The sequence below is a fragment of the Psychroserpens algicola genome (assembly GCF_014526325.1).
Classification (GTDB): Bacteria; Bacteroidota; Bacteroidia; order Flavobacteriales; family Flavobacteriaceae; genus Psychroserpens; species Psychroserpens algicola.
Genome location: NZ_JACNMJ010000001.1, coordinates 136,990 through 157,324, shown reverse-complemented (window position 1 = coordinate 157,324; position 20,335 = coordinate 136,990). Strand labels below are relative to the sequence as shown.

14 protein-coding genes are annotated in these 20,335 nt (G+C 35.8%); 2 read left to right on the top strand and 12 right to left on the bottom strand.

Annotated features, from left to right (window positions below):
* The first annotated feature begins 395 nt into the window (after positions 1-395).
* Positions 396-4,895: a glutamate synthase large subunit gene (gene gltB / locus H7350_RS00645; protein WP_204343940.1), complete on the top strand. Its 4,500-nt coding sequence runs from the start codon at positions 396-398 to the stop codon at positions 4,893-4,895.
* A gap of 3 nt (positions 4,896-4,898) precedes the next feature.
* Positions 4,899-6,365 (top strand): glutamate synthase subunit beta, encoded by a 1,467-nt coding sequence (locus H7350_RS00640; RefSeq protein ID WP_204343939.1) that lies wholly within the window; start codon positions 4,899-4,901, stop codon positions 6,363-6,365.
* Here H7350_RS00640 and H7350_RS00635 read toward each other — a convergent pair.
* The 12 genes from H7350_RS00635 to ilvA all read right to left on the bottom strand — a co-directional run bounded on the left by H7350_RS00635 (position 6,362) and on the right by ilvA (position 20,244).
* Complete coding sequence (locus H7350_RS00635) at positions 6,362-7,753, bottom strand: hypothetical protein (RefSeq protein WP_204343938.1); 1,392 nt, start codon at positions 7,751-7,753, stop codon at positions 6,362-6,364. The two genes, H7350_RS00640 and H7350_RS00635, sit on opposite strands and share 4 nt — an antisense overlap.
* 64 nt (positions 7,754-7,817) lie before the next feature.
* Positions 7,818-9,092: an argininosuccinate lyase gene (gene argH, locus H7350_RS00630; RefSeq protein ID WP_204343937.1), complete on the bottom strand. Its 1,275-nt coding sequence runs from the start codon at positions 9,090-9,092 to the stop codon at positions 7,818-7,820.
* A 30-nt stretch (positions 9,093-9,122) separates the two neighbouring features.
* The gene (locus H7350_RS00625; RefSeq protein WP_204343936.1) at positions 9,123-10,184 is read right to left on the bottom strand and encodes a M20 family metallo-hydrolase; all 1,062 of its coding nucleotides are present in this window, start codon (positions 10,182-10,184) and stop codon (positions 9,123-9,125) included.
* The gene (gene argB, locus H7350_RS00620) at positions 10,181-10,957 is read right to left on the bottom strand and encodes an acetylglutamate kinase (protein WP_204343935.1); all 777 of its coding nucleotides are present in this window, start codon (positions 10,955-10,957) and stop codon (positions 10,181-10,183) included. Before argB ends, H7350_RS00625 begins: the two co-directional genes overlap by 4 nt.
* Before the next feature lie 199 nt (positions 10,958-11,156).
* Positions 11,157-12,092 carry a Rossmann-fold NAD(P)-binding domain-containing protein gene (locus H7350_RS00615; RefSeq protein WP_204343934.1) on the bottom strand — a complete coding sequence of 312 codons (936 nt, stop codon included), beginning with the start codon at positions 12,090-12,092 and terminating at the stop codon, positions 11,157-11,159.
* A 61-nt stretch (positions 12,093-12,153) separates the two neighbouring features.
* Positions 12,154-13,284, bottom strand: coding sequence for an aspartate aminotransferase family protein (locus tag H7350_RS00610; RefSeq protein WP_204343933.1), 1,131 nt, complete (start codon positions 13,282-13,284; stop codon positions 12,154-12,156).
* A complete protein-coding gene (gene proC, locus H7350_RS00605; RefSeq protein ID WP_204343932.1) occupies positions 13,281-14,081 on the bottom strand; it encodes a pyrroline-5-carboxylate reductase in 801 nt (266 codons plus the stop codon). Before proC ends, H7350_RS00610 begins: the two co-directional genes overlap by 4 nt.
* A 16-nt stretch (positions 14,082-14,097) precedes the next feature.
* On the bottom strand, positions 14,098-15,075 hold the full coding sequence (gene argC / locus H7350_RS00600) for an N-acetyl-gamma-glutamyl-phosphate reductase (protein ID WP_204343931.1): 978 nt from the start codon (positions 15,073-15,075) through the stop codon (positions 14,098-14,100).
* A 3-nt stretch (positions 15,076-15,078) separates the two neighbouring features.
* Entirely contained in the window at positions 15,079-16,260 is a 1,182-nt protein-coding gene (locus H7350_RS00595; protein ID WP_204343930.1) for an argininosuccinate synthase, read from the bottom strand.
* The gene (locus tag H7350_RS00590; protein WP_204343929.1) at positions 16,253-16,879 is read right to left on the bottom strand and encodes a GNAT family N-acetyltransferase; all 627 of its coding nucleotides are present in this window, start codon (positions 16,877-16,879) and stop codon (positions 16,253-16,255) included. The genes H7350_RS00595 and H7350_RS00590 overlap by 8 nt, the downstream gene beginning before the upstream one ends.
* A gap of 426 nt (positions 16,880-17,305) precedes the next feature.
* Positions 17,306-18,898, bottom strand: coding sequence for an NADP-dependent glyceraldehyde-3-phosphate dehydrogenase (locus tag H7350_RS00585; protein WP_204343928.1), 1,593 nt, complete (start codon positions 18,896-18,898; stop codon positions 17,306-17,308).
* A 77-nt stretch (positions 18,899-18,975) separates the two neighbouring features.
* Entirely contained in the window at positions 18,976-20,244 is a 1,269-nt protein-coding gene (gene ilvA, locus H7350_RS00580; RefSeq protein ID WP_204343927.1) for a threonine ammonia-lyase, read from the bottom strand.
* Positions 20,245-20,335: the final 91 nt, after the last annotated feature.

Here is a 20,335-nt window from a genome sequence, read left to right as displayed (position 1 = left end):
CATTTATACCTATTAAAAAATAGGGGTTAATATTTCATTTTTATGAATATGAAATTTTATACCCCTAAAATTTAGGGGTTGAAATGATTTAAACGTATTTTTTTAAAAAATCAACAATATTGTTTTTGAAAAAAAATAGGTGAATTGGTTAATTATTTGATTAATGTTTAATTTTTGTTGTTTTGCGAAAACGTTTTCGCAATAAAAGTGTGTTTTTTTTGATTTCTTTTCATTATTGATTTTTCAGTTAAAAGCATTTCAAATTGTAAATAGTGTAATTAAACAGAGGTGTTTTGTGAATTCATGAAAAGTGTTTCAGCTTTTTTTTTAATCGAATTCAAGGGTATATCTTAGTTGTTTAATAAGGTTTGAAAAACCATTAAATTTTCTGAAATATGCTGAAGAAACAAGGACTTTATTTGCCAGAATTTGAACACGATAATTGTGGTGCAGGATTTATATGTAGTTTAACAGGAAAACGGTCTAATGATATCATTCATAAAGCACTTGAGATTTTAGTGAAATTAGAGCATCGAGGTGCTGTGAGTTCTGATGGTGTTACAGGTGATGGTGCAGGGATTTTAATTGATATTCCTCATAAGTTTTTTAAAATATTTTGCGATTTTGAATTGCCAAACCCAGGTGAATATGCTGTGAGTAATGTGTTTCTTCCCAGAAAGGATAATCAACGACAATTCTGTATAGATGTATTTGAAAAAGAAATCGCTAATCAAGGTCTTAAACTCATAGGTTGGAGAGATGTCCCGGTTAATAGTGATATCTTAGGTGAAATTGCTAAAGAAACTGAGCCATTTGTAAAGCAAATCTTTATAGGAAAATCTGATGCTGACCAATCTGATAAGGAATTTAATTTAAAATTATTTGCTGCTCGTAAAATTACTGAGCATATTATATATGATTCTAAATTATCAGAATCTAAGTTCTTTTATGTACCGAGTTTATCTACAAAAATTATCATTTATAAAGGATTACTAAAACCTGAGCATATTAATGAGTATTATCTCGATTTGTTCAATTCGGCTTTAGATACGAGATTAGCTTTAGTACATCAACGTTTTTCTACCAATACATTCCCAACCTGGGATTTGGCTCAGCCATTTAGATATATCTGTCATAATGGTGAAATCAATACCTTAAGAGGAAATGTGTCTCGTATGTTTTCTCGTGAAGAAATCATGAAGAGCGATGCTTTTGGTGATGATATCAAAAAAATCATTCCAACAATTTTAAAAGGAAAATCAGATTCTGCAACATTGGATATGGTTGTTGAATTGTTATTGATGTCAGGTCGTTCGCTTCCTGAAGCCATGATGATGTTAGTACCTGAAGCTTGGGAGAAAAACCCTAATATGTCTGATGCAAAAAAAGCCTTTTACGAATATAATTCGTGTTTGATGGAGCCTTGGGACGGACCTGCATCTATTCCGTTTACAGATGGTAATTATATTGGTGCTGTTTTAGATAGAAATGGACTGCGTCCATCGCGCTATACTGTAACTAAAAAAGGAAATGTAATCATGTCTTCTGAAACAGGAGTGGTTGATATTAAGCCTGAAAATGTAGAGTTTCATGGACGTTTAGAGCCAGGGAAAATGTTCTTGGTAGATATGAATGAAGGTCGAATCGTTAATGATGAAGAAATAAAAGAAGAAATTGCTTCAAGGCATCCTTACCGACAATGGCTCGATGATAATTTGATTCATTTAAGAGATATTTCAGCAAAAAAAGGACCTATACATTATGATGAAATAGATTTAAAAAAGCGAGAAATTGTTTTTGGATATACACAAGAAGATTTAAATACTATTATTAGACCAATGGCTCAATTAGGCAAAGAACCTATTGGGTCTATGGGAAGCGATGCACCAATTGCAATTTTATCTGAACGTCCGCAATTAATCTATAACTATTTCAAGCAATTATTCGCTCAGGTTACCAATCCGCCATTAGATGGAATTCGTGAAGAATTGATAACCGATATCAGTCTTACATTGGGTAGTGATGTAAATTTATTTGATATTAATGCAGAGCATTGTAAAAAGCTGAAAATTCAAAATCCAGTTATCTCAAAGCATGACTTAGATAAAATTAGAAACTACGATGCTAATCCAGATTTTAAGGTCGAATCTATATCTATGTTATATGAAGTTAACAGAGGTTTGAATGAACTGGAAGTTGCATTGGAAAACTTAGTGACTAAGGCGTCAAAAGCTATTGATGAAGGTGCGAATATTATCATTCTATCTGATAGGTATGTCGATGAAAATCATGCACCTATTCCAGCACTTTTAGCCTGTTCTTACTTGAACCATGCTTTACATAAATTAAAAAAGCGCTCCAAAATAAGTCTTATCATTGAATCTGCCGAACCTCGTGAAGTACATCATTTTGCGCTGTTATTTGGATTTGGTGCCAGTGCGGTAAATCCATATATCGTCAACGAAATTGTTCAAGAACAAATTAATAGTAATGATGTCACCGATTTAGAATACCTCACAGCAATTAAAAATTACAATAAAGCTATAGGAAAAGGGATTTTAAAAGTGATGAATAAGATCGGAATTTCGACATTAAATTCCTATCGTGGTTCACAGTTGTTTGAATGTATTGGAATTAATACAGCAACGGTAGAAAAATATTTTCCAAACACGCCAACACGTATTCAAGGTATTGGTTTAAGAGAAATCGAACAAGAGATTGTAAAACGTCATAAAAAAGCTTTTCACGTTAATGATACCAATGTTGATATTGAAATTGGTGGTGATTACAGATGGCGACGCGGACAAGAAAAACACATGTTTAATCCACTAACTGTGGCAAAGCTCCAGGAGTCTGTAAGAACCAATAAAGCATCTACATTTAAGGAGTATTCAGAGTTGGTGAATAACCAATCAAAACACTTAATGACCATAAGAGGTTTGTTTGAATTTGATCAATTTGATCCTATTCCTTTAGAGGAAGTCGAGCCTTGGACCGAAATCGTTAAGCGTTTTAAAACGGGAGCAATGTCTTATGGATCGATAAGTAAAGAGGCTCATGAAAATTTAGCTGTAGCGATGAACAGGATTGGTGGAAAATCTAATTCCGGAGAAGGTGGTGAAGATCAGGAGCGGTTCTATAAAAGTTCGCAAGGTGATTGGCGAAATTCGGCAATAAAACAAGTGGCTTCTGGTCGTTTTGGTGTGACCTCAAATTATTTGACAAATGCTAACGAAATTCAAATTAAAATTGCTCAAGGTGCAAAACCAGGAGAAGGCGGACAATTACCTGGCGCTAAAGTGAATCCGGAAATTGCTAAAACTAGAAACTCAACACCTTATGTTGGCTTAATTTCTCCGCCACCACATCATGATATTTATTCTATTGAAGATTTATCTCAACTTATATATGATGTGAAATCGGCCAATAGAGAAGCGCGAATTAATGTAAAGCTTGTTTCCGAAGTTGGCGTAGGAACCGTTGCAGCTGGTGTCGCTAAAGCTAAAGCTGATGTGATTTTAATTTCTGGTTTTGATGGCGGAACAGGTGCGTCACCTTTAACATCTTTACGTCATGCTGGTTTGCCTTGGGAACTTGGTATTGCCGAAGCACAGCAAACCTTAGTAATGAATGACCTTAGAAATCGTATTGTTTTAGAATGCGACGGACAATTAAAAACGGGTCGTGATGTTGCTATAGCATGTTTGCTTGGTGCGGAAGAATTCGGATTTGCAACAGCGCCATTAGTCGCTTCTGGATGTATTATGATGCGAGTTTGTCATTTAAATACCTGTCCTGTTGGTATCGCAACTCAAAATCCAGAACTGCGAAAAAAATTCAAAGGAAAACCAGAACACGTCGTTAACTACATGTATTTCGTGGCTCAGGAGTTACGAGAAATTATGGCAAAACTCGGATTTAGAACAATCAATGAAATGGTTGGCCAGGTTCAAAAATTAAACCGTAATAAAGCCATAGAACATTATAAAGCTTCAGGTATCGATTTAACGCCGATTCTTCATAAAGTTGAAGTTTCCGAAATGGTGAAATTGTATAACACCAAGCAGCAGGATCATAATCTAGAAACACATTTAGATTTCAAAATTATCAAACAAGCGCATCAAGCCTTATTTAGAAGACAGCAAACGCATTTAGATTTGCCTATTACTAATATTGATAGAGCTGTTGGTGCGATTGTGAGTAATGAAATATCTAAAATTTACGGTGCTCAGGGCTTACCAGAAGATACAATTAATATCGACTTTAGTGGTTCGGCAGGTCAAAGTTTTGGTGCTTTTACTACGCGAGGTGTAAGTATGACTGTACATGGAAATACAAACGATTACCTCGGAAAAGGCTTGTCTGGCGGAAAATTGATTATTAAAGTTCCGGCAAAAAGTACTATAACTCCTGAAGATAATATTATCACAGGTAATGTAACCTTATATGGTGCTACAGCAGGTGAAGTTTATATCAACGGAAAAGCAGGCGAACGTTTTTGTGTAAGAAATTCAGGTGCTAAAGCAGTTGTTGAAGGAATTGGAGATCATGGTTGTGAATATATGACTGGTGGCATTGCAGTGATATTAGGCCAGGTTGGTCGAAATTTTGGAGCAGGAATGAGTGGTGGCATTGCATACGTTTTGGATAAGGATAATAGTTTTCAAGATCATTGTAATTCGGCCGATTTAAATATTGACCCTATAACTTCCGAAGAGGATGTCAATCAGTTAAAGCAGCTGATAGAAAATCACTATATCGCGACTACAAGTCCGCTAGCTAAACGCTTACTTGCAGATTGGGAAACCTATCTTCCGAAGTTCAAAAAAGTACTTCCAGAAGAGTATAAGCAAGCCTTATTAAGATTAGAACAAGAAGAATTAGAAATAGCTTAAGCCATGGGAAAGACAACAGGATTTTTAGAATATAAGCGTCAAAATGAAAGCTATATAACGCCAGAGAAGCGTATCAAGCACTATAAAGAATTTACCATTCCTTTAGATGAGCAAAAGTTAAAAGATCAAGGTGCACGATGTATGGATTGTGGAATTCCATTTTGTCATAGTGGTTGTCCGCTAGGAAATTTTATTCCAGATTTTAACGATAAAGTTTACAAGGGAAAATGGAAAGAAGCAGCCGAAATTTTACATAAAACCAATAATTTCCCTGAATTCACAGGTCGCTTATGTCCTGCGCCATGTGAAGAAGCTTGTGTGCTAGGTATCAATGAAGATCCGGTTACTATTGAAAATATTGAAAAAAATATTGTAGAAACTGCTTTTAAAGAAGGTTGGATTGCTGCTCAGCCTCCACAAGCGCGAACAGGTAAAACGGTTGCAATTATAGGTTCAGGTCCTGCAGGTTTGGCAGCTGCACAACAGTTAAATCGTGCAGGGCATAAGGTAACGGTTTTTGAGCGTGACGAAAAAGTTGGCGGTTTATTACGCTATGGGATTCCAGATTTTAAAATGGAAAAACATGTCATCGATAGACGGATTAAAATCTTAGAAGACGAGGGCATTCTATTTAAAACCAATGCACATGTCGGAAAAAACATAGATGCACATGCACTTAAAGACGAGTTTGATGCTGTTGTTTTATGTGGAGGTGCTACAGTAAGACGACATATCCCTATTCCTGGATCAGATTTAAAAGGTGTCACTCAGGCTATGGATTTTTTAAAACTCAACAATCAATATGTTGATGGGTTGGTAGATTTTAAAGATGTGATTTCAGCTGAAGGGAAAAACGTTATAGTTATTGGAGGAGGAGATACAGGTTCAGATTGCATAGGAACCTCCAACCGTCATGGTGCCACATCGGTTACAAATTTTGAAATTTTAAGTAAACCAACTGAAGGGCGACCAGCACATCAACCTTGGCCATATTGGCCTATGAAGTTAAAAACGACATCTTCGCATCAAGAAGGAGTAGAGCGTTTTTTTAGTATTTCGACTAAAGAATTTTTAGGGGATAAGAATGGAAATTTAACAGGCTTAAAAACTGTTGAAGTCGAATGGATATTTGCGTCTGGTGAGCGTCCGCAACTAAAGGAAATTGAAGGTACTGAAAAGGAGTGGAAATGCGATTTAGCATTATTAGCGCTAGGTTTTACAGGTGCCGAAAAAACATTAGCCGAACAGTTTGGCTTACAAATGGATTTTAGAACCAATATTGAAGCTTCAACTAAAGACTATGCAACTAATGTTTCTGGGATTTTTGTTGCTGGTGATATGCGTCGCGGACAATCATTAATTGTCTGGGCGATTTCAGAAGGTCGTCAGGCAGCGCATCATGTAGATGCGTATTTGATGGGAGAATCACACTTACCATTGAAAGATGATAGTGATTTGCCTCGAGTTTAATTCTTGACCCATAGAGGGAAAGTGTTGTATGATGCACCATCAATTCTAAATCGGCCATTGGTTTCGAGAAGCAGACTGTCGTTGCGTTGAGATAGTTCAATTCGTTTTCCAAATTCAAAACGTTTTTTTATCAGAGTTTCAGATGATGGAAGTAGTTCTGAAAAACGAGGTAAATGCCTTAAATAATAGGTGTTGTAAAATTTGTCTAATTCCAAATCAGAAGATGTCGTTTTAAATAACGCGAGTTGTTTCCCAACATATATTCTACTGAACATTAAGCTGGCTTGTGTAGAGTCGTTTGGCTTTATATAATAACTGTTTAAGGGCAGGCCAAATTGAGACATCAAGTCACTATCTGGAAAAATAATCAATTCATAATCCGAATTGTTAACAACCATGACTTGCCTCGTCAGTGCGTTTGTCTTTAATGAGGGTTTAAAATAATTGATATTCAGTTGGCCTGAAGTATTAAGTTTCCATGGTGTTAGGTTGTTAATCTGAGTTGAATCGTAATGCGTTAGATAGCCATAGATGCTTTTTTTAAAAGCATCTACTTCTAAGGTTTGTTTGGCTTGTTGTCGCTCGTTGTCTTTTACATTTTTATAAATGACTACTGAGATAAACAGAATACCGATTACAGCCAGAATTTTCGACATAAATTTGAAGTCTTTCAGAACTTCACTTTTTTCTATTTTTTCTTCAACTGTTTCAGCGTCTCTACCTATCCAAGTTAATCCAGTTGTCATAACATAAAAAAAATGACTTAACCCTGAGCGATTTAATGCTTTAAAAGCATAAGATGTCGTTGTAGACATTAGCTGTCTTTTTTTACTGTTTAGTCGTTCGAGATTCAGAGTTTTGACTAAGGCAACAAATGAATCACTTAAAATTGAAGGGTTTTCAACAACCTTATCGGCAATAGTTAAAAAGTAGTCGAGTTTTGTTTCTGTTTTTGATTCAATGAGATGGATGACAGATTCTGGAAGAAAGTTTCGGTAATACAATAATTCGGTAACCACTCCATATTGATCTTCAGAAAAAGCCAAATTGCAACATCCAATTAAATCCTGTTCCAAATAGGTGCTAAAAAATAGTTGTATAGGTGTTTCATCTTCTGGGTTATAGTTAATCTTATGGACTTTTTTAAAGCTTGCACTATTTGATAAAATCGCTATTAAATTGGGATTGTCTAACAAAAAAAGCAATCCCTTTTGCTCTTTGTACAGTGAGTCAATGAATGGCTTTATTTCTGTGTTTTTTGAATCATGATTTAACTGTTGTTGCGCTTTTAAAATCTTTTCTATCTTAATGATGTCAACCTTTGAAAGTGATCTTAAGTCAGTCGTAGTTGTCTCTTGAATATACTTTAAATGCTGAATGTAGCTCATTAAAATGATAGGTTATTTATGAGAAAAATTTTATAAAATTAATGAAATCTATCTCAATACAATTTTATTCTGGAAACTTATTCCGAATGTCATCTAAGCATAAATTATGTATACTGCCAATGTGCGAATGCTCTTTTCCTAAGTCTGGCTGATAGGTGTTATCTTGTACTTGCTTGCCTATGTTTTGATAAGCCTCTCTAAAGCTCATTCCATCAACAACAAGATTATTGATGCTGTCTACTGTAAATAAATATTTGTATTTGTCATCGTTGAGGTCAATATTTTGCACTATAATTTGCTGAATGGCATAATTAAAAATGTCTAAAATATCTTTTACATCTTCAAAAGCATTAATGATGTTTTCTTTCAGTAACTGAAAATCTCTATGGTAACCACTCGGAAGATTATTAGTAATTAAGAGCATTTCAGTATGTAAAGCTTGAATCTTATTAGCTTTACCTCTGATGAGTTCAAATACATCAGGATTCTTTTTGTGAGGCATAATACTACTTCCTGTAGTTAGTTCATCTGGGAAACTGATAAACCCAAAATTCTGACTCATATATAGGCAAATATCCATAGCAAATCGAGACATTGTATTACACAAACCTCCTAAAGCACTTGCTATAGCACGTTCACTTTTGCCTCTGCTCAATTGTGCAGCAACCACATTGTATTTTAAGGTAGCAAAGCCTAATTCTCTGGTAGTAATGGTTCTGTCAATAGGAAATGAGCTGCCATAACCAGCTGCAGAACCTAAAGGGTTTTGGTCTACAATTTTTGAAACAGACTTAAGAACGTAAAGATCATCAATCAGTAACTCTGCATAAGCCGAAAACCATAATCCAAAAGAAGAAGGCATGGCAACCTGCAAATGCGTATATCCTGGAAGTAAAGCCTTTTTATGTGTGTCTGCTAAACTAAGAAGTGTGTCAAAAAGTGTTTTGGTTTTTTGGTGAATCTCATTTAAATTGTCTTTGTAGTACAAGTGAAGCGCCACTAAAACTTGATCGTTTCTGGAGCGTGCTGTATGGATTTTTTTACCAACTTCACCAAGGGATTGTGTTAGTTCATATTCAATTTTTGAATGTACATCTTCAAATGCTGCCTCAATACTAAACGTGCCATTTTCAATCGCTTCAGAAAGGAGGTGTAGTCCGTTTTTGAGTTGCTGTAATTCTTCCGAAGAAATAATCCCTATAGACGCCAGCATGATGGCATGTGCTAAGGATGCCTGTACATCGTATTTTGCAATATGTAAGTCAATTTCTCTATCGTTTCCAACTGTGAATTGTTCAATTTTTTTGTCGATACTTATGCCTTTATCCCAGAGTTTCATAATTTGATTTTTTTTGTTTTGGACTCTTTTTTACAATACCTTTTCTAATAATTTAATATAAATTTTAATGCCTTCTTCTATTTCATTGATATGAATAAATTCATCTGCAGAATGAGATCGTGTACTATCACCAGGTCCTAATTTTAAAGATGGACAACTTAATACAGCCTGGTCTGATAGAGTTGGTGAACCATAAGTGCTCCTTCCAATTTCTATTCCTGCAATCACTAATGGATGATCGATAGGAATGGATGACGAATTAAGTTTTGTGCTTCTCGGAATAATATGGTCACAAGGCGCTTCTTTTTGTAAAATTGCAACGATTTCTTGGTTTGTGTACTTGTCATTAACTCGAACGTCAACTACTAATTTTACATCTGCAGGAACCGCATTATGTTGTTGTCCGGCATTGATTTGTGTAACGGTTAATTTTACATCGCCCAACGCTTCAGATGATTTATCAAACGTATAATTTTTAAACCATTCTAAAACTGAAATCGTATTGTAAATTGCATTGTCATCATTAGGATGTGCGGCATGACTTGGTGTTCCTTTTACAACAGCATCAAAAACCACCAGGCCTTTTTCGGCCACTGCTAAATTCATTAAAGTAGGTTCGCCTACAATAGCGACATCAACTTTTGGAATGACACTTAACATGCTGTTTAAGCCATTGTTTCCGCTACTTTCTTCTTCCGCGGAAGCGACTATCACCAGATTGTAATTTAGGTTCTTTTTATTATAAAAATACCCAAAAGCCGCCAACAAACTCACCAGACAACCTCCAGCATCATTGCTCCCTAAGCCGTATAATTTGCCGTCTTCTACAATAGCTTTAAAAGGGTCTTTGGTGTAGCCGCTGTTAGGTTTTACCGTATCGTGATGCGAGTTTAATAATAGTGTGGGTTTGCTGTCGTCAAAATATTTGTTCGTTGCCCAAATGTTATTTTTTGTTCGTTTAAACGCGATGTTTTGATGGCTAAACCATTGCTCGATATGTTGCGCAGTTTTGTCTTCTTCCGAAGAAAAGGACGGTGTTTCAATGAGCGCTTTTAACAGCTGAATTGCTCTTGTTGTTAATTTATCTATCATCTTGTAATGGTTGTGTGTTTGTTATTTTTATTGAAAAGCATATCCGATTTGCCAATACAAACTTTTGAAACTCGATTCGAAACAGCATGTAAACAGTTTTTAATTTTTGGTAGCATACCTTCAAAAATAATGTGGTCATCTATTAATTGCTGAATAGTATCAGGTGTAATTAATTCGATAACAGAGTCGTCGTTATTTACATCGTTTAAAACGCCATTTTTCTCGAAGCAGTAATACAATTCTACATTGAAAATTTCGGATAAGCCTATGGCTAATTCAGAAGCTATGGTATCAGCATTGGTATTTAATAATTGTCCGTTTTCATCGTGAGTCATCGCACAAAATACAGGTGTTAAATCGTTTTTTAACAGTAACTCTAAAGGTTTTGTATTGACTTGTTTTACATCTCCAGCAAAACCATAGTCAATAGTTGTGACAGGTCTTTTTTGGGAAACTATGGTGTTGCCATCGGCTCCAGAAAACCCAATAGCATTACATTGGTGAGCTTGTAATTGTGCTACAATGGACTTGTTGATTTTTCCTGCATACACCATGGTGATGATATCTAAAGTCTCAGCGTCAGTTATGCGTCGTCCATCCACCATTTTAACTTCAACTTGCATTTGCTGTGCTAGTTTTGTCGCTAATTTTCCGCCGCCATGTACCAGAATTTTAGGCGATTTTAGGGTGGCGAAATCTTTCAGAAATAAGTGTAGCGCAGTATCGTCATCGATAATGTTTCCGCCTATTTTTATGATTTTTAATGTTTCCATGCTTTTACTCGTCAAGCTGAATTAGTTATAGCTTTTCATTATTTGTTTTTCGTGTGTGATTCTGAAACAAGTTCAGAATGACGGTGTTTTATTTTTTGATGTGATTCTGAAATCAAAGATTCATGAATACTTTTATTTAAATTAGATATCTATGAATAAATGAATTCAGAATGACGTTACTGTGTGTCATTATCATATCTTATAATTCTTCTAAAATTTGCTTCAATACAATTTGTGCAGCAAAGGTTCTGTTATTTGCTTGTTGAATCACTACAGATTGCTCACTGTCTAAAACCGCATCTTCAACCACAACATTACGCCTTACAGGTAAACAATGCATAAATTTTGCGTGGCCTAATTTTACTTTGGTCATCATCCAGTTTTCATCTTGATTTAGAACTTTTCCATAGTCTTTATAGCTGCTCCAGTTTTTTACATAGACAAAATCGGCATCTTTTAAGGCTTCATTTTGATCGTAAATAATGGGTGTGTTTTTTGTGATTGCTTCACTCAATTCGTAACCTTCAGGGTGTGTAATGGTTAAGTCAATAGCCATGTTTTGCATCATTTCCACAAACGAATTAGCAACAGCCTGAGGTAATGCTTTAGGATGAGGTGCCCAGGATAGAACGACCTTTGGTTTCGCCTTTTCGGTCAATTCTGAAATAGTAATCGCATCGGCTAAAGCTTGCAAAGGATGTGCAGTGGCACTTTCCATATTTACTATAGGAACCGTTGCGTGTGTCATGAAGCTATTCATCACCAATTCGCTTTCATCTTTTTGTTTGTCTGTTAAACTCGGAAATGCTCTTACAGCAATCACATCGGCATATTGTGAAATCACCTGAGCGGCTTCTTTAATGTGTTCCGAAGTATTTGCATTCATGATGGTACCATCCTCAAACTCTAAATTCCAGGCGTCATTTACATTTAAAATCATAACATTCATACCTAAGTTTTTAGCTGCTTTTTCAGTACTTAATCGCGTACGTAAACTGGCATTAAAAAACAGCATAACGAGCGTTTTATGTTGTCCTAAATCTGAAAACTCATAGGGATTCATTTTTAATAAAATAGCTTCCTTTATCGTGTCGGTGAGGTTGCTAATGTCTTTTATGTTGGTGTAATGTTTCATGGTTTAATTTTGGTCAAGCTGAATTTGAATCCTTTTTCAATTGAAATGGCATGCTTCTGAATCACGTTTCTAATTCAGTTTTTAGAGCTTCAAAAAGTTGGTCAATATGTTTTTTCTGAATGGTTAAAGGCGGAAGTATGCGAATTAGATTTGGGTTTTTAGCGCTTCCGGTAAAGATCTGATGCTTAAAGATTAACTTTTTCCGAAGTTCAGCAATAGGAAAATCGAATTCTAAACCTAACATTAAACCACGTCCTTTTAGATGTTTTATTGCTGAAATACCTTGTGCTTTCTCTATGAAATATGCAGAAATGTCTTTTGCATTTTGCAGCAATTGTTCTGATTCAATGACTTCCAAAACGGTAGACGAGGCAACACATGCTAGGTGATTACCGCCAAAAGTGGTGCCTAATAAACCAAAAGACGCTTTTATATTCGGATGAATTAAAATTCCACCAATCGGAAATCCGTTACCCATGCCTTTCGCCATAGCAATTATATCTGGAGTGACATTGTACTGCTGAAAGGCGAAAAAGTCACCAGTTCTTCCAAAACCAGATTGGACTTCGTCGGCTATAAAACAGGTATTGTAGGTTTTACAAAGTTTGTCGATGCCTTCGTAGAATTCGGCAGTACTTTCATCCAAACCACCAACACCTTGAATACATTCAATAATTACAGCGCAAACATCATTGTTGGCTAATGCTTTTTCCAAAGCGTCCAAATCACCTAAGTCTAATAGTTCTACCTCTTGCTGAGCGTTAATTGGTGCAATGATTTTTGCATTATCTGTTGCAGCCACGGCTGCTGAGGTTCGACCGTGGAATCCGTTTTTAAAGGCTATGACTTTTTTCTTTCCGTTGTGAAAGGATGCCAATTTTAAGGCATTTTCATTGGCTTCAGCACCAGAATTGCATAAAAACAATTCGTAATCTTTACAGCCAGATAATTGTACGAGTTTTTCGGCTAAATTAACTTGCAACGGATTCTGAATCGAATTGCTGTAAAACCCTAGTTTGGCAACCTGATCGCTGATGTTTTTGACATATTTAGGATGTGAATGTCCAATAGAAATCACAGCATGACCACCATATAAGTCTAAGTATTCAACACCGTTTTCATCGTAAACATACACGTCCTTAGCCTTTACAGGTGTAATGTCGAAAAGCGGGTAAACATTAAATAAACTCATATCTGTTCTTTTTTAATATTGTTTATTTTCTGAAACGATGCCACCATGCCTTGTATTAAAGATGAGCTTAAGCCTTTGTGCTCCATTTCGTTTAAGCCTTCAATTGTGCAACCTTTAGGAGTGGTGACTCTGTCAATTTCTTCCTCAGGATGATTTCCGTTAGTGATTAATAAATTGGCAGCACCTTCGGAAGTGTACATGGCTAATTCCTGAGCTTCTTTGGCATCAAATCCCAGTTGAATGGCAGCTTGTGTTGTCGCTCTGATTAGACGCATCCAAAAGGCGATTCCGCTAGCGCACACTACAGTTGCTGCTTGCATTTGAGATTCCGGAATGGCGAGTGTATGTCCTAATCGGTTAAAAATAGCTTCAGCAATTTTAATGCGCTTTTCACCTTTGGTATTGCTACACAAACAAGTCATCGATTTGCCTACGGCAATGGCGGTATTTGGCATAGCGCGAATGATAAATTGATTTGTGCCAAGCTGACTTTCGATTTTAGAAATCACATAACCGGTAATGGTTGAAATCAACACATGATTTTCGGTGAGATGCGGTTTGATGTCATTTAAAATATGCTCAAAATGGGCAGGCTGAACTGCAAAAATCAGAATATCTGAATGTTTAACAGCTTCAAGGTTATCTGTGGTTAAATATACATTTTTATACCCATCAAACTCTTGAATAGCGTCTAGATTCCGCTTGGTTAAATACAAGCTGGTGATTGCGTTATTGGTGATTAATCCTTTGGCGATAGATTTTCCTAAGTTTCCTGTTCCTATGATTGCTATTTTCATGTTTTTCTTGTTGTCTTTAAAAATAATTGGCCTTTAATTGTAAGCCTTCAGTTTCTTCAAAACCAAACATCAAATTCATGTTTTGAATGGCTTGTCCTGAAGCACCTTTTAACAAATTATCAATGATGCTGGTTACCAGTAATTTGTTGTCATGCTTGTGTAGATGAAGAATGCATTTGTTTGTGTTTACCACTTGTTTTAAATGAATCTCTTCGTCTGAAACTACAGTAAATGCTGCAGCTTTATAAAATTCTGAATACAGTTGTTTGGCCTCACTTAAGCTGCCTTCATATTTGGTATATAATGTGGCGAAAATTCCTCTGGAAAAATTTCCTCGGTTTGGTAAAAAGTTGATATCTGAATTAAAAGTTGATTGCAATGATGTCACCGACTGATTAATCTCACCCAAATGCTGATGCATAAATGCTTTGTAATGTGAAACGTTATTATCTCGCCATGTAAAGTGAGTTGTTGACGATAAGGAAGTGCCAGCGCCTGTGGCTCCTGTAACGGCATTCACATGTATGTCGTCATGTAAAATTTTGGCGTTAGCTAATGGCAATAATGCTAATTGAATTGCCGTAGCAAAACATCCCGGATTGGCAATATAATTTGCTTTTGTGATTGCTTCTTTATTCAATTCAGGTAAGCCATAAATAAAAGTTTTGTTTTTAAAAACATTGTCTTTGGTTAATCTGAAATCGTTACTTAAATCAATGATTTTAGTGTCTGCAGCAAACGAATTATTTTCTAAAAATGCTTTTGAATTTCCGTGTCCTAAACATAAGAATAGCACATCTACTTTAGGATTAATTTTATTAGTAAACTCTACATCTGTGCTACCTATCAAATCCTGATGCACTTTTGATATTTTATTGCCAGCATTTGAGGTGCTGTAAATAAAATTGATGTTGACTTTTGGGTGATTCAGCAACAATCTAATGAGTTCTCCTGCGGTGTAACCTGCGCCTCCAATGATTCCTATGTCTAACATGCTTTAAGAATTTACTTGTTGATAGATTTTGTTTTGATTGCCTATAATTTTTATAAACCCTTTCGCTTCATCAGCTGACCAGCCTTTATTTTCTTCACCATAACTTCCAAATTGGGCATTCATTAAATCGTGCTTAGAGTCTATGCCATCTAAATTAAAATGATAAGGTTTAAGTGTGATAAAAACATCGCCTGAAACCTTTGCTTGACTGCTTTGTAAAAAGGCCTCCATGTCTCGCATTACGGGATCCAGATATTGACCTTCATGAAGATGCATTCCGTAGAAACTAGCCAAGTACTCTTTGTGTTGTAATTGCCATTTGGTGAGCGTATGTTTTTCTAATAAATGATGTGCCTTAATTGTAATGATGGCTGCTGCAGCTTCGAAACCAACACGTCCTTTAATACCAACAATAGTGTCTCCAACATGAATGTCTCTGCCAATAGCATAAGCCGAAGCTAAATTGCTAAGCACTTCAATATTGACTTCTGGATTGTTTTTTATTCCGTTTACAGCAACCAATTCACCTTTAGAAAATGTAAGCGTAACTTTTTCGTCTTCGACATGTTTTAATTGCGAAGGAAATGCTGATTCAGGTAATGGTTGTTCCGATGTTAAAGTTTCAGAACCGCCAACGCTTGTGCCCCAAAGTCCTTTGTTAATTGAATATTTCGCTTTTTCCCAAGACATATCAATGCCGTTTTCTTTGAGGTAATCAATCTCTTGTTGTCTCGTTAATTGACCATCTCTAATTGGCGTGATGATATTGATGTTTGGCGCTAAGGTTTGGAAAATCATGTCAAAGCGTACCTGATCGTTGCCGGCACCTGTGCTTCCGTGAGCAATATATTGAGCGTCGATACTTTTTGCATATTCAATAATTTCAATGGCTTGAATAATACGTTCGGCACTAACAGATAGTGGGTAGGTGTTGTTTTTTAGCACATTTCCGAAGATTAAAAACTTAATAACCTTATGGTAATACGATGAAATGGCGTCTATGTTTTTATAGGTCGACACACCCATTTTGTAGGCGTTTTTTTCTATTGAAGCAATTTCTTCCTCAGAAAATCCACCTGTATTTACGCTTACAGCATGTACATCATATCCAGCTTTACTCAGACTTACGGCACAGTAAGACGTATCTAAACCGCCACTATAGGCGATGACTAATTTGTTATTCATTTTTCTTTTCTTTTTTAAGGAATCTTGTTTGTTTAATGTTTTTCAATCTGGTCCATACCTTTTTGTCATAAGTATGTTTGGGTGTGTTACTAGTTTCTTTTGAAGGGTCATATAGCATCCCTGTACACAAGCACATTTTTTGCTCTGTTCGTTGAAGAACATCGTAGTTTTTACAAGTCTGACAGCCATTCCAGAAAGTTTGATCTGTGGTCAACTCTGAAAACGTAACAGGTTTGTAACCTAAATCGCTATTCATTTTCATAACCGCAAGTCCGGTCGTAATACTGAATATTTTTGCCTCAGGAAACTTTGATCTGGAATGCTCAAAAATGACTTGTTTAATTTGCTTGGCTAAGCCTAGATTTCTGTAATCGGGATGAACGATTAATCCAGAATTAGCTACGAATTTCCCATGACTCCATTGTTCGATATAGCAAAAACCTGCAAACTTATCACCATCTAACGCAATCACAGCATTGCCATTTTCCAGTTTGGTAATGATATATTCAGGTTTGCGTTTTGCAATTCCTGTTCCTCTAACTAAAGCGGCATCTGCAATAGTTTGGCAAATAATGTCTGCATAAATACTATGCGATTTATTAGCAATAACAATTTCCATTGTAATTGATGTGTTTGTTAAATATGTAAAGATTTTGGTTTTTTGAAAGCAGAGCCGGACTCACCTAAGCTCCATAAATAGATGTACACCCTTAAGGGCGACGACGCAAAATGGGACGCAATACGCTATGATTATCTGTTGAGATAATTAAGGATTGAGTTTGATATTTAAATGTTGAGTTGTACACAGTAAAAAAATAAAAATGAATATAGAGTTTGCTAAATAGAAGAATTAGCGACGGCGTTTTGTCAAATCAAGACCTGTGGGTCTGGGTACTCTATATTTGTGTCTTAGTGTAAACATATGGCTAAACTACATATTAAATTTTTAACAACAATACCTAAAAACGAGTTTCTTATAAGATTTACGATATTCTAAATAATTGACTTAAATATTATAAATATCTCATAATTAGACTGTTTTTCATTAAAGTATATAATCAGTGCTTACAAAATTTGAAGCTCTGGAGTCTAATAAATCTTTTAAAATAGCATTGTTATAGTCATTGTCTTTTGATGCGACAAAAGTTCTAATAGAAAATGATCGTAAAGCATCGTGCACACTCAGTGTTGCAACTGCTGAATCTTTTCTTCCTGTAAACGGATACACATCTGGTCCGCGTTGGCAAGAACTATTTAAATTAACTCTGCAAACTAGATTGACCAAGGTATCAATTAAAGGTGCTAAGGTTTTAATGTCTTTTCCGAATAAACTCACTTGCTGACCATAATTTGAAGCAGCCATGTCGTCTAAAGGCTCTTCAATATCTGAAAACGGAATAACAGGTATTACTGGCCCAAATTGTTCTTCTTCATAAACACGCATGTCTTTTGAAACGGGATATAATACAGCTGGGAAAATATAGTTTTCGGTAGTTTTTCCACCTTTTTTATTAATGATTTTAGCTCCTTTTGCCAGAGCATCATCAATCAACTCTTGAATATAAGCGGGTTTATCTGGTTCAGGTAACGGCGTTAGTTTGGCACCATTTTCCCATGGGTTTCCAAATTTAAGTGCATCTACTTTTTCAGAAAAACGCTTATTAAACTCATCTACAATGGCTTCATGTACATATAACACTTTTAAAGCGGTACAACGTTGTCCGTTAAACGAGGTCGCTCCAGCAATGCATTCGTCGATAGCTAAATCCAGATCTGCATCTTTTAATACAATGGCTGGGTTTTTAGCTTCCAGACCAAGTACTAGACGCAATCTGTTACTTTTAGGATGTTGGTTTTGCAAGGCATTTGCAGATTTGCTGTTTCCTATTAAGGCTAATACATCAACTTTACCAGATTGCATAATTGGAGATGCAACAGTACGTCCTCGTCCGTAGATAATATTAACCACACCTTTAGGAAAGCTATTTCTAAAAGCCTCTAACAATGGTGTTAATAATAAAACACCGTGTTTAGCAGGTTTAAAGATAGTTGTGTTACCCATCATGATGGCAGGTATTAATAAGGCAAAGGTTTCATTTAAAGGATAATTATAAGGACCTAAGCACAATACAACACCTAAAGGACCTCTTCTGATATGCGCTCGAACACCATCATGTTTTTCAAACTTGGCACTATCGCGATCCATTTGTTTATAATCTTCAATGGTGTCATAGATGTATTCGACAGTTCTATCAAATTCTTTTTGAGAATCTGGTAAGTTTTTTCCGATTTCCCACATTAATAATTTAACGACTTCTTCGCGTTTGGATTTCATTTGTTCGACAAACGTTTCCATGCAAGCAATCCTATCGGCTACCTTCATTGTTGGCCATAAGCCTTGCCCTTTGTCGTAAGCATTTACAGCAGCATCTAAAGCGCTCAATGCTTCCTTTTCAGTAAGTGTAGGAATGCTTCCTAATACGGTTGGTTTATAATCTTTAGTTGAAGAAATTGTGGAATAGACTTCAGACGTTTCGCCTTCCCATTTTATTAGATTTCCATCAACTAAATAGGTGGATTGATGGGTTAAGTCTTTGATTTGAAACTGTTCAGGAATGTCTACAAATGTTGAAGTCATAATCACTTGTTTTTACGTTTTCATTAAAAAATAAATGTACCAAATGTATCTATTGAATGGTTTACGTCAATGTTAAGTTATACTAAGAATTGAAATAAATCGGGTTTATCGTTTAGATAATCACCATAAAAATTATGAAGTTTCATTTTAGTAATTAAAGGTTCTAAATCTGAAGGAGACTTGAGTTCTAAACCAACAACAGCAACATCATTTTCGCGATTTACCTTTTTAGTATATTCAAAATGGGTAATGTCGTCTGTTGGGCCTAAGATATCGACCACAAATTCACGTAAAGCTCCGGCACGTTGCGGGAATTTTATAATGAAATAATGTTTCAGATTTGCATAGAGTAGAGCGCGTTCTTTAATTTCTGCAGTACGTGTGATATCATTGTTGCTGCCGCTAATTACACATACGACATTTTTATCTTTAATGTCATCTGAAAATTGCTCAAGTGCAGAAATACTCAAAGCACCTGCAGGCTCTACTACAATGGCATCTTTATTATATAAATCTAAAATAGTCTGACAAATTTTACCTTCATCAACAGTAACCACATCGCTTAAGGTCTCTTTACAGATAGCAAAATTTAAATCACCAACACGTTTTACGGCTGCGCCATCTACAAAGTTTTCGATAGATTTAAGTTCGGTGTTTCGATTGTTTTTTAAGGAGGTCAACATGGATGGTGCACCTTTAGGTTCGACGCCAATGATTTTTGTTTGAGGTGATAAGATTTTAAAAACACTCGATAGTCCTGCGGATAAACCTCCACCACCAATAGGAACAAACACATAATGAATAGGATGTGTTTTTGCTTGGTCAATAATCTCTAAGCCAACAGTTGCTTGTCCTTCAATAACTTTTTCATCATTAAACGGATGGATAAACGTTTTGTTTAAACGTTCAGATGTCTCCATAGCAGCATGATAGGCATCATCAAAGGTATCGCCAACCAAAATCACATCGATGTAGTCTTCACCAAACATTTTGACCTGTTCAATTTTTTGGTTTGGTGTTGGTGAAGGCATAAAAATAGTGCCCTTGATTTTTAATAGTTTACATGAAATAGCCACACCTTGAGCATGGTTTCCAGCACTAGCACATACAATTTCATTTTCTATTTGGGAGGCTGTTAAGGATGAGATTTTATTATATGCACCACGTATTTTATACGAACGCACCTCTTGTAAATCTTCTCTTTTAAAGAAAATATTAGCACCAAACTGCTTAGAATAATGTGCGTTTTTAATTAAAGGCGTGATCGAAGCTATTCCTTTTAATTTTTCAGCAGCAGCTTCAATCGCTTTTAAGGCTGGTTTGTATGTGGTTGTAGTGTTTTCCATAATTATGTCTCATGATTATGAGAATCAAATTATACTTACTGTCTGATTAATCCTGTCGAAACTGGTTTCAACTTCTTACAAGAGTAGGACA

What these genes read in the sequence shown, in the direction of transcription:
- H7350_RS00590 (WP_204343929.1), bottom strand. Translation starts at nt 16,879, where the DNA reads ATGGAAATTGTTATTGCTAATAAATCGCATAGTATTTATGCAGACATT.
- H7350_RS00635 (WP_204343938.1), bottom strand. Translation starts at nt 7,753, where the DNA reads ATGAGCTACATTCAGCATTTAAAGTATATTCAAGAGACAACTACGACT.
- H7350_RS00585 (WP_204343928.1), bottom strand. Translation starts at nt 18,898, where the DNA reads ATGACTTCAACATTTGTAGACATTCCTGAACAGTTTCAAATCAAAGAC.
- argH (WP_204343937.1), bottom strand. Translation starts at nt 9,092, where the DNA reads ATGAAACTCTGGGATAAAGGCATAAGTATCGACAAAAAAATTGAACAA.
- H7350_RS00610 (WP_204343933.1), bottom strand. Translation starts at nt 13,284, where the DNA reads ATGAGTTTATTTAATGTTTACCCGCTTTTCGACATTACACCTGTAAAG.
- proC (WP_204343932.1), bottom strand. Translation starts at nt 14,081, where the DNA reads ATGAAAATAGCAATCATAGGAACAGGAAACTTAGGAAAATCTATCGCC.
- argB (WP_204343935.1), bottom strand. Translation starts at nt 10,957, where the DNA reads ATGGAAACATTAAAAATCATAAAAATAGGCGGAAACATTATCGATGAC.
- H7350_RS00615 (WP_204343934.1), bottom strand. Translation starts at nt 12,092, where the DNA reads ATGAAACATTACACCAACATAAAAGACATTAGCAACCTCACCGACACG.
- H7350_RS00625 (WP_204343936.1), bottom strand. Translation starts at nt 10,184, where the DNA reads ATGATAGATAAATTAACAACAAGAGCAATTCAGCTGTTAAAAGCGCTC.
- argC (WP_204343931.1), bottom strand. Translation starts at nt 15,075, where the DNA reads ATGTTAGACATAGGAATCATTGGAGGCGCAGGTTACACCGCAGGAGAA.
- H7350_RS00640 (WP_204343939.1), top strand. Translation starts at nt 4,899, where the DNA reads ATGGGAAAGACAACAGGATTTTTAGAATATAAGCGTCAAAATGAAAGC.
- gltB (WP_204343940.1), top strand. Translation starts at nt 396, where the DNA reads ATGCTGAAGAAACAAGGACTTTATTTGCCAGAATTTGAACACGATAAT.
- H7350_RS00595 (WP_204343930.1), bottom strand. Translation starts at nt 16,260, where the DNA reads ATGAATAACAAATTAGTCATCGCCTATAGTGGCGGTTTAGATACGTCT.
- ilvA (WP_204343927.1), bottom strand. Translation starts at nt 20,244, where the DNA reads ATGGAAAACACTACAACCACATACAAACCAGCCTTAAAAGCGATTGAA.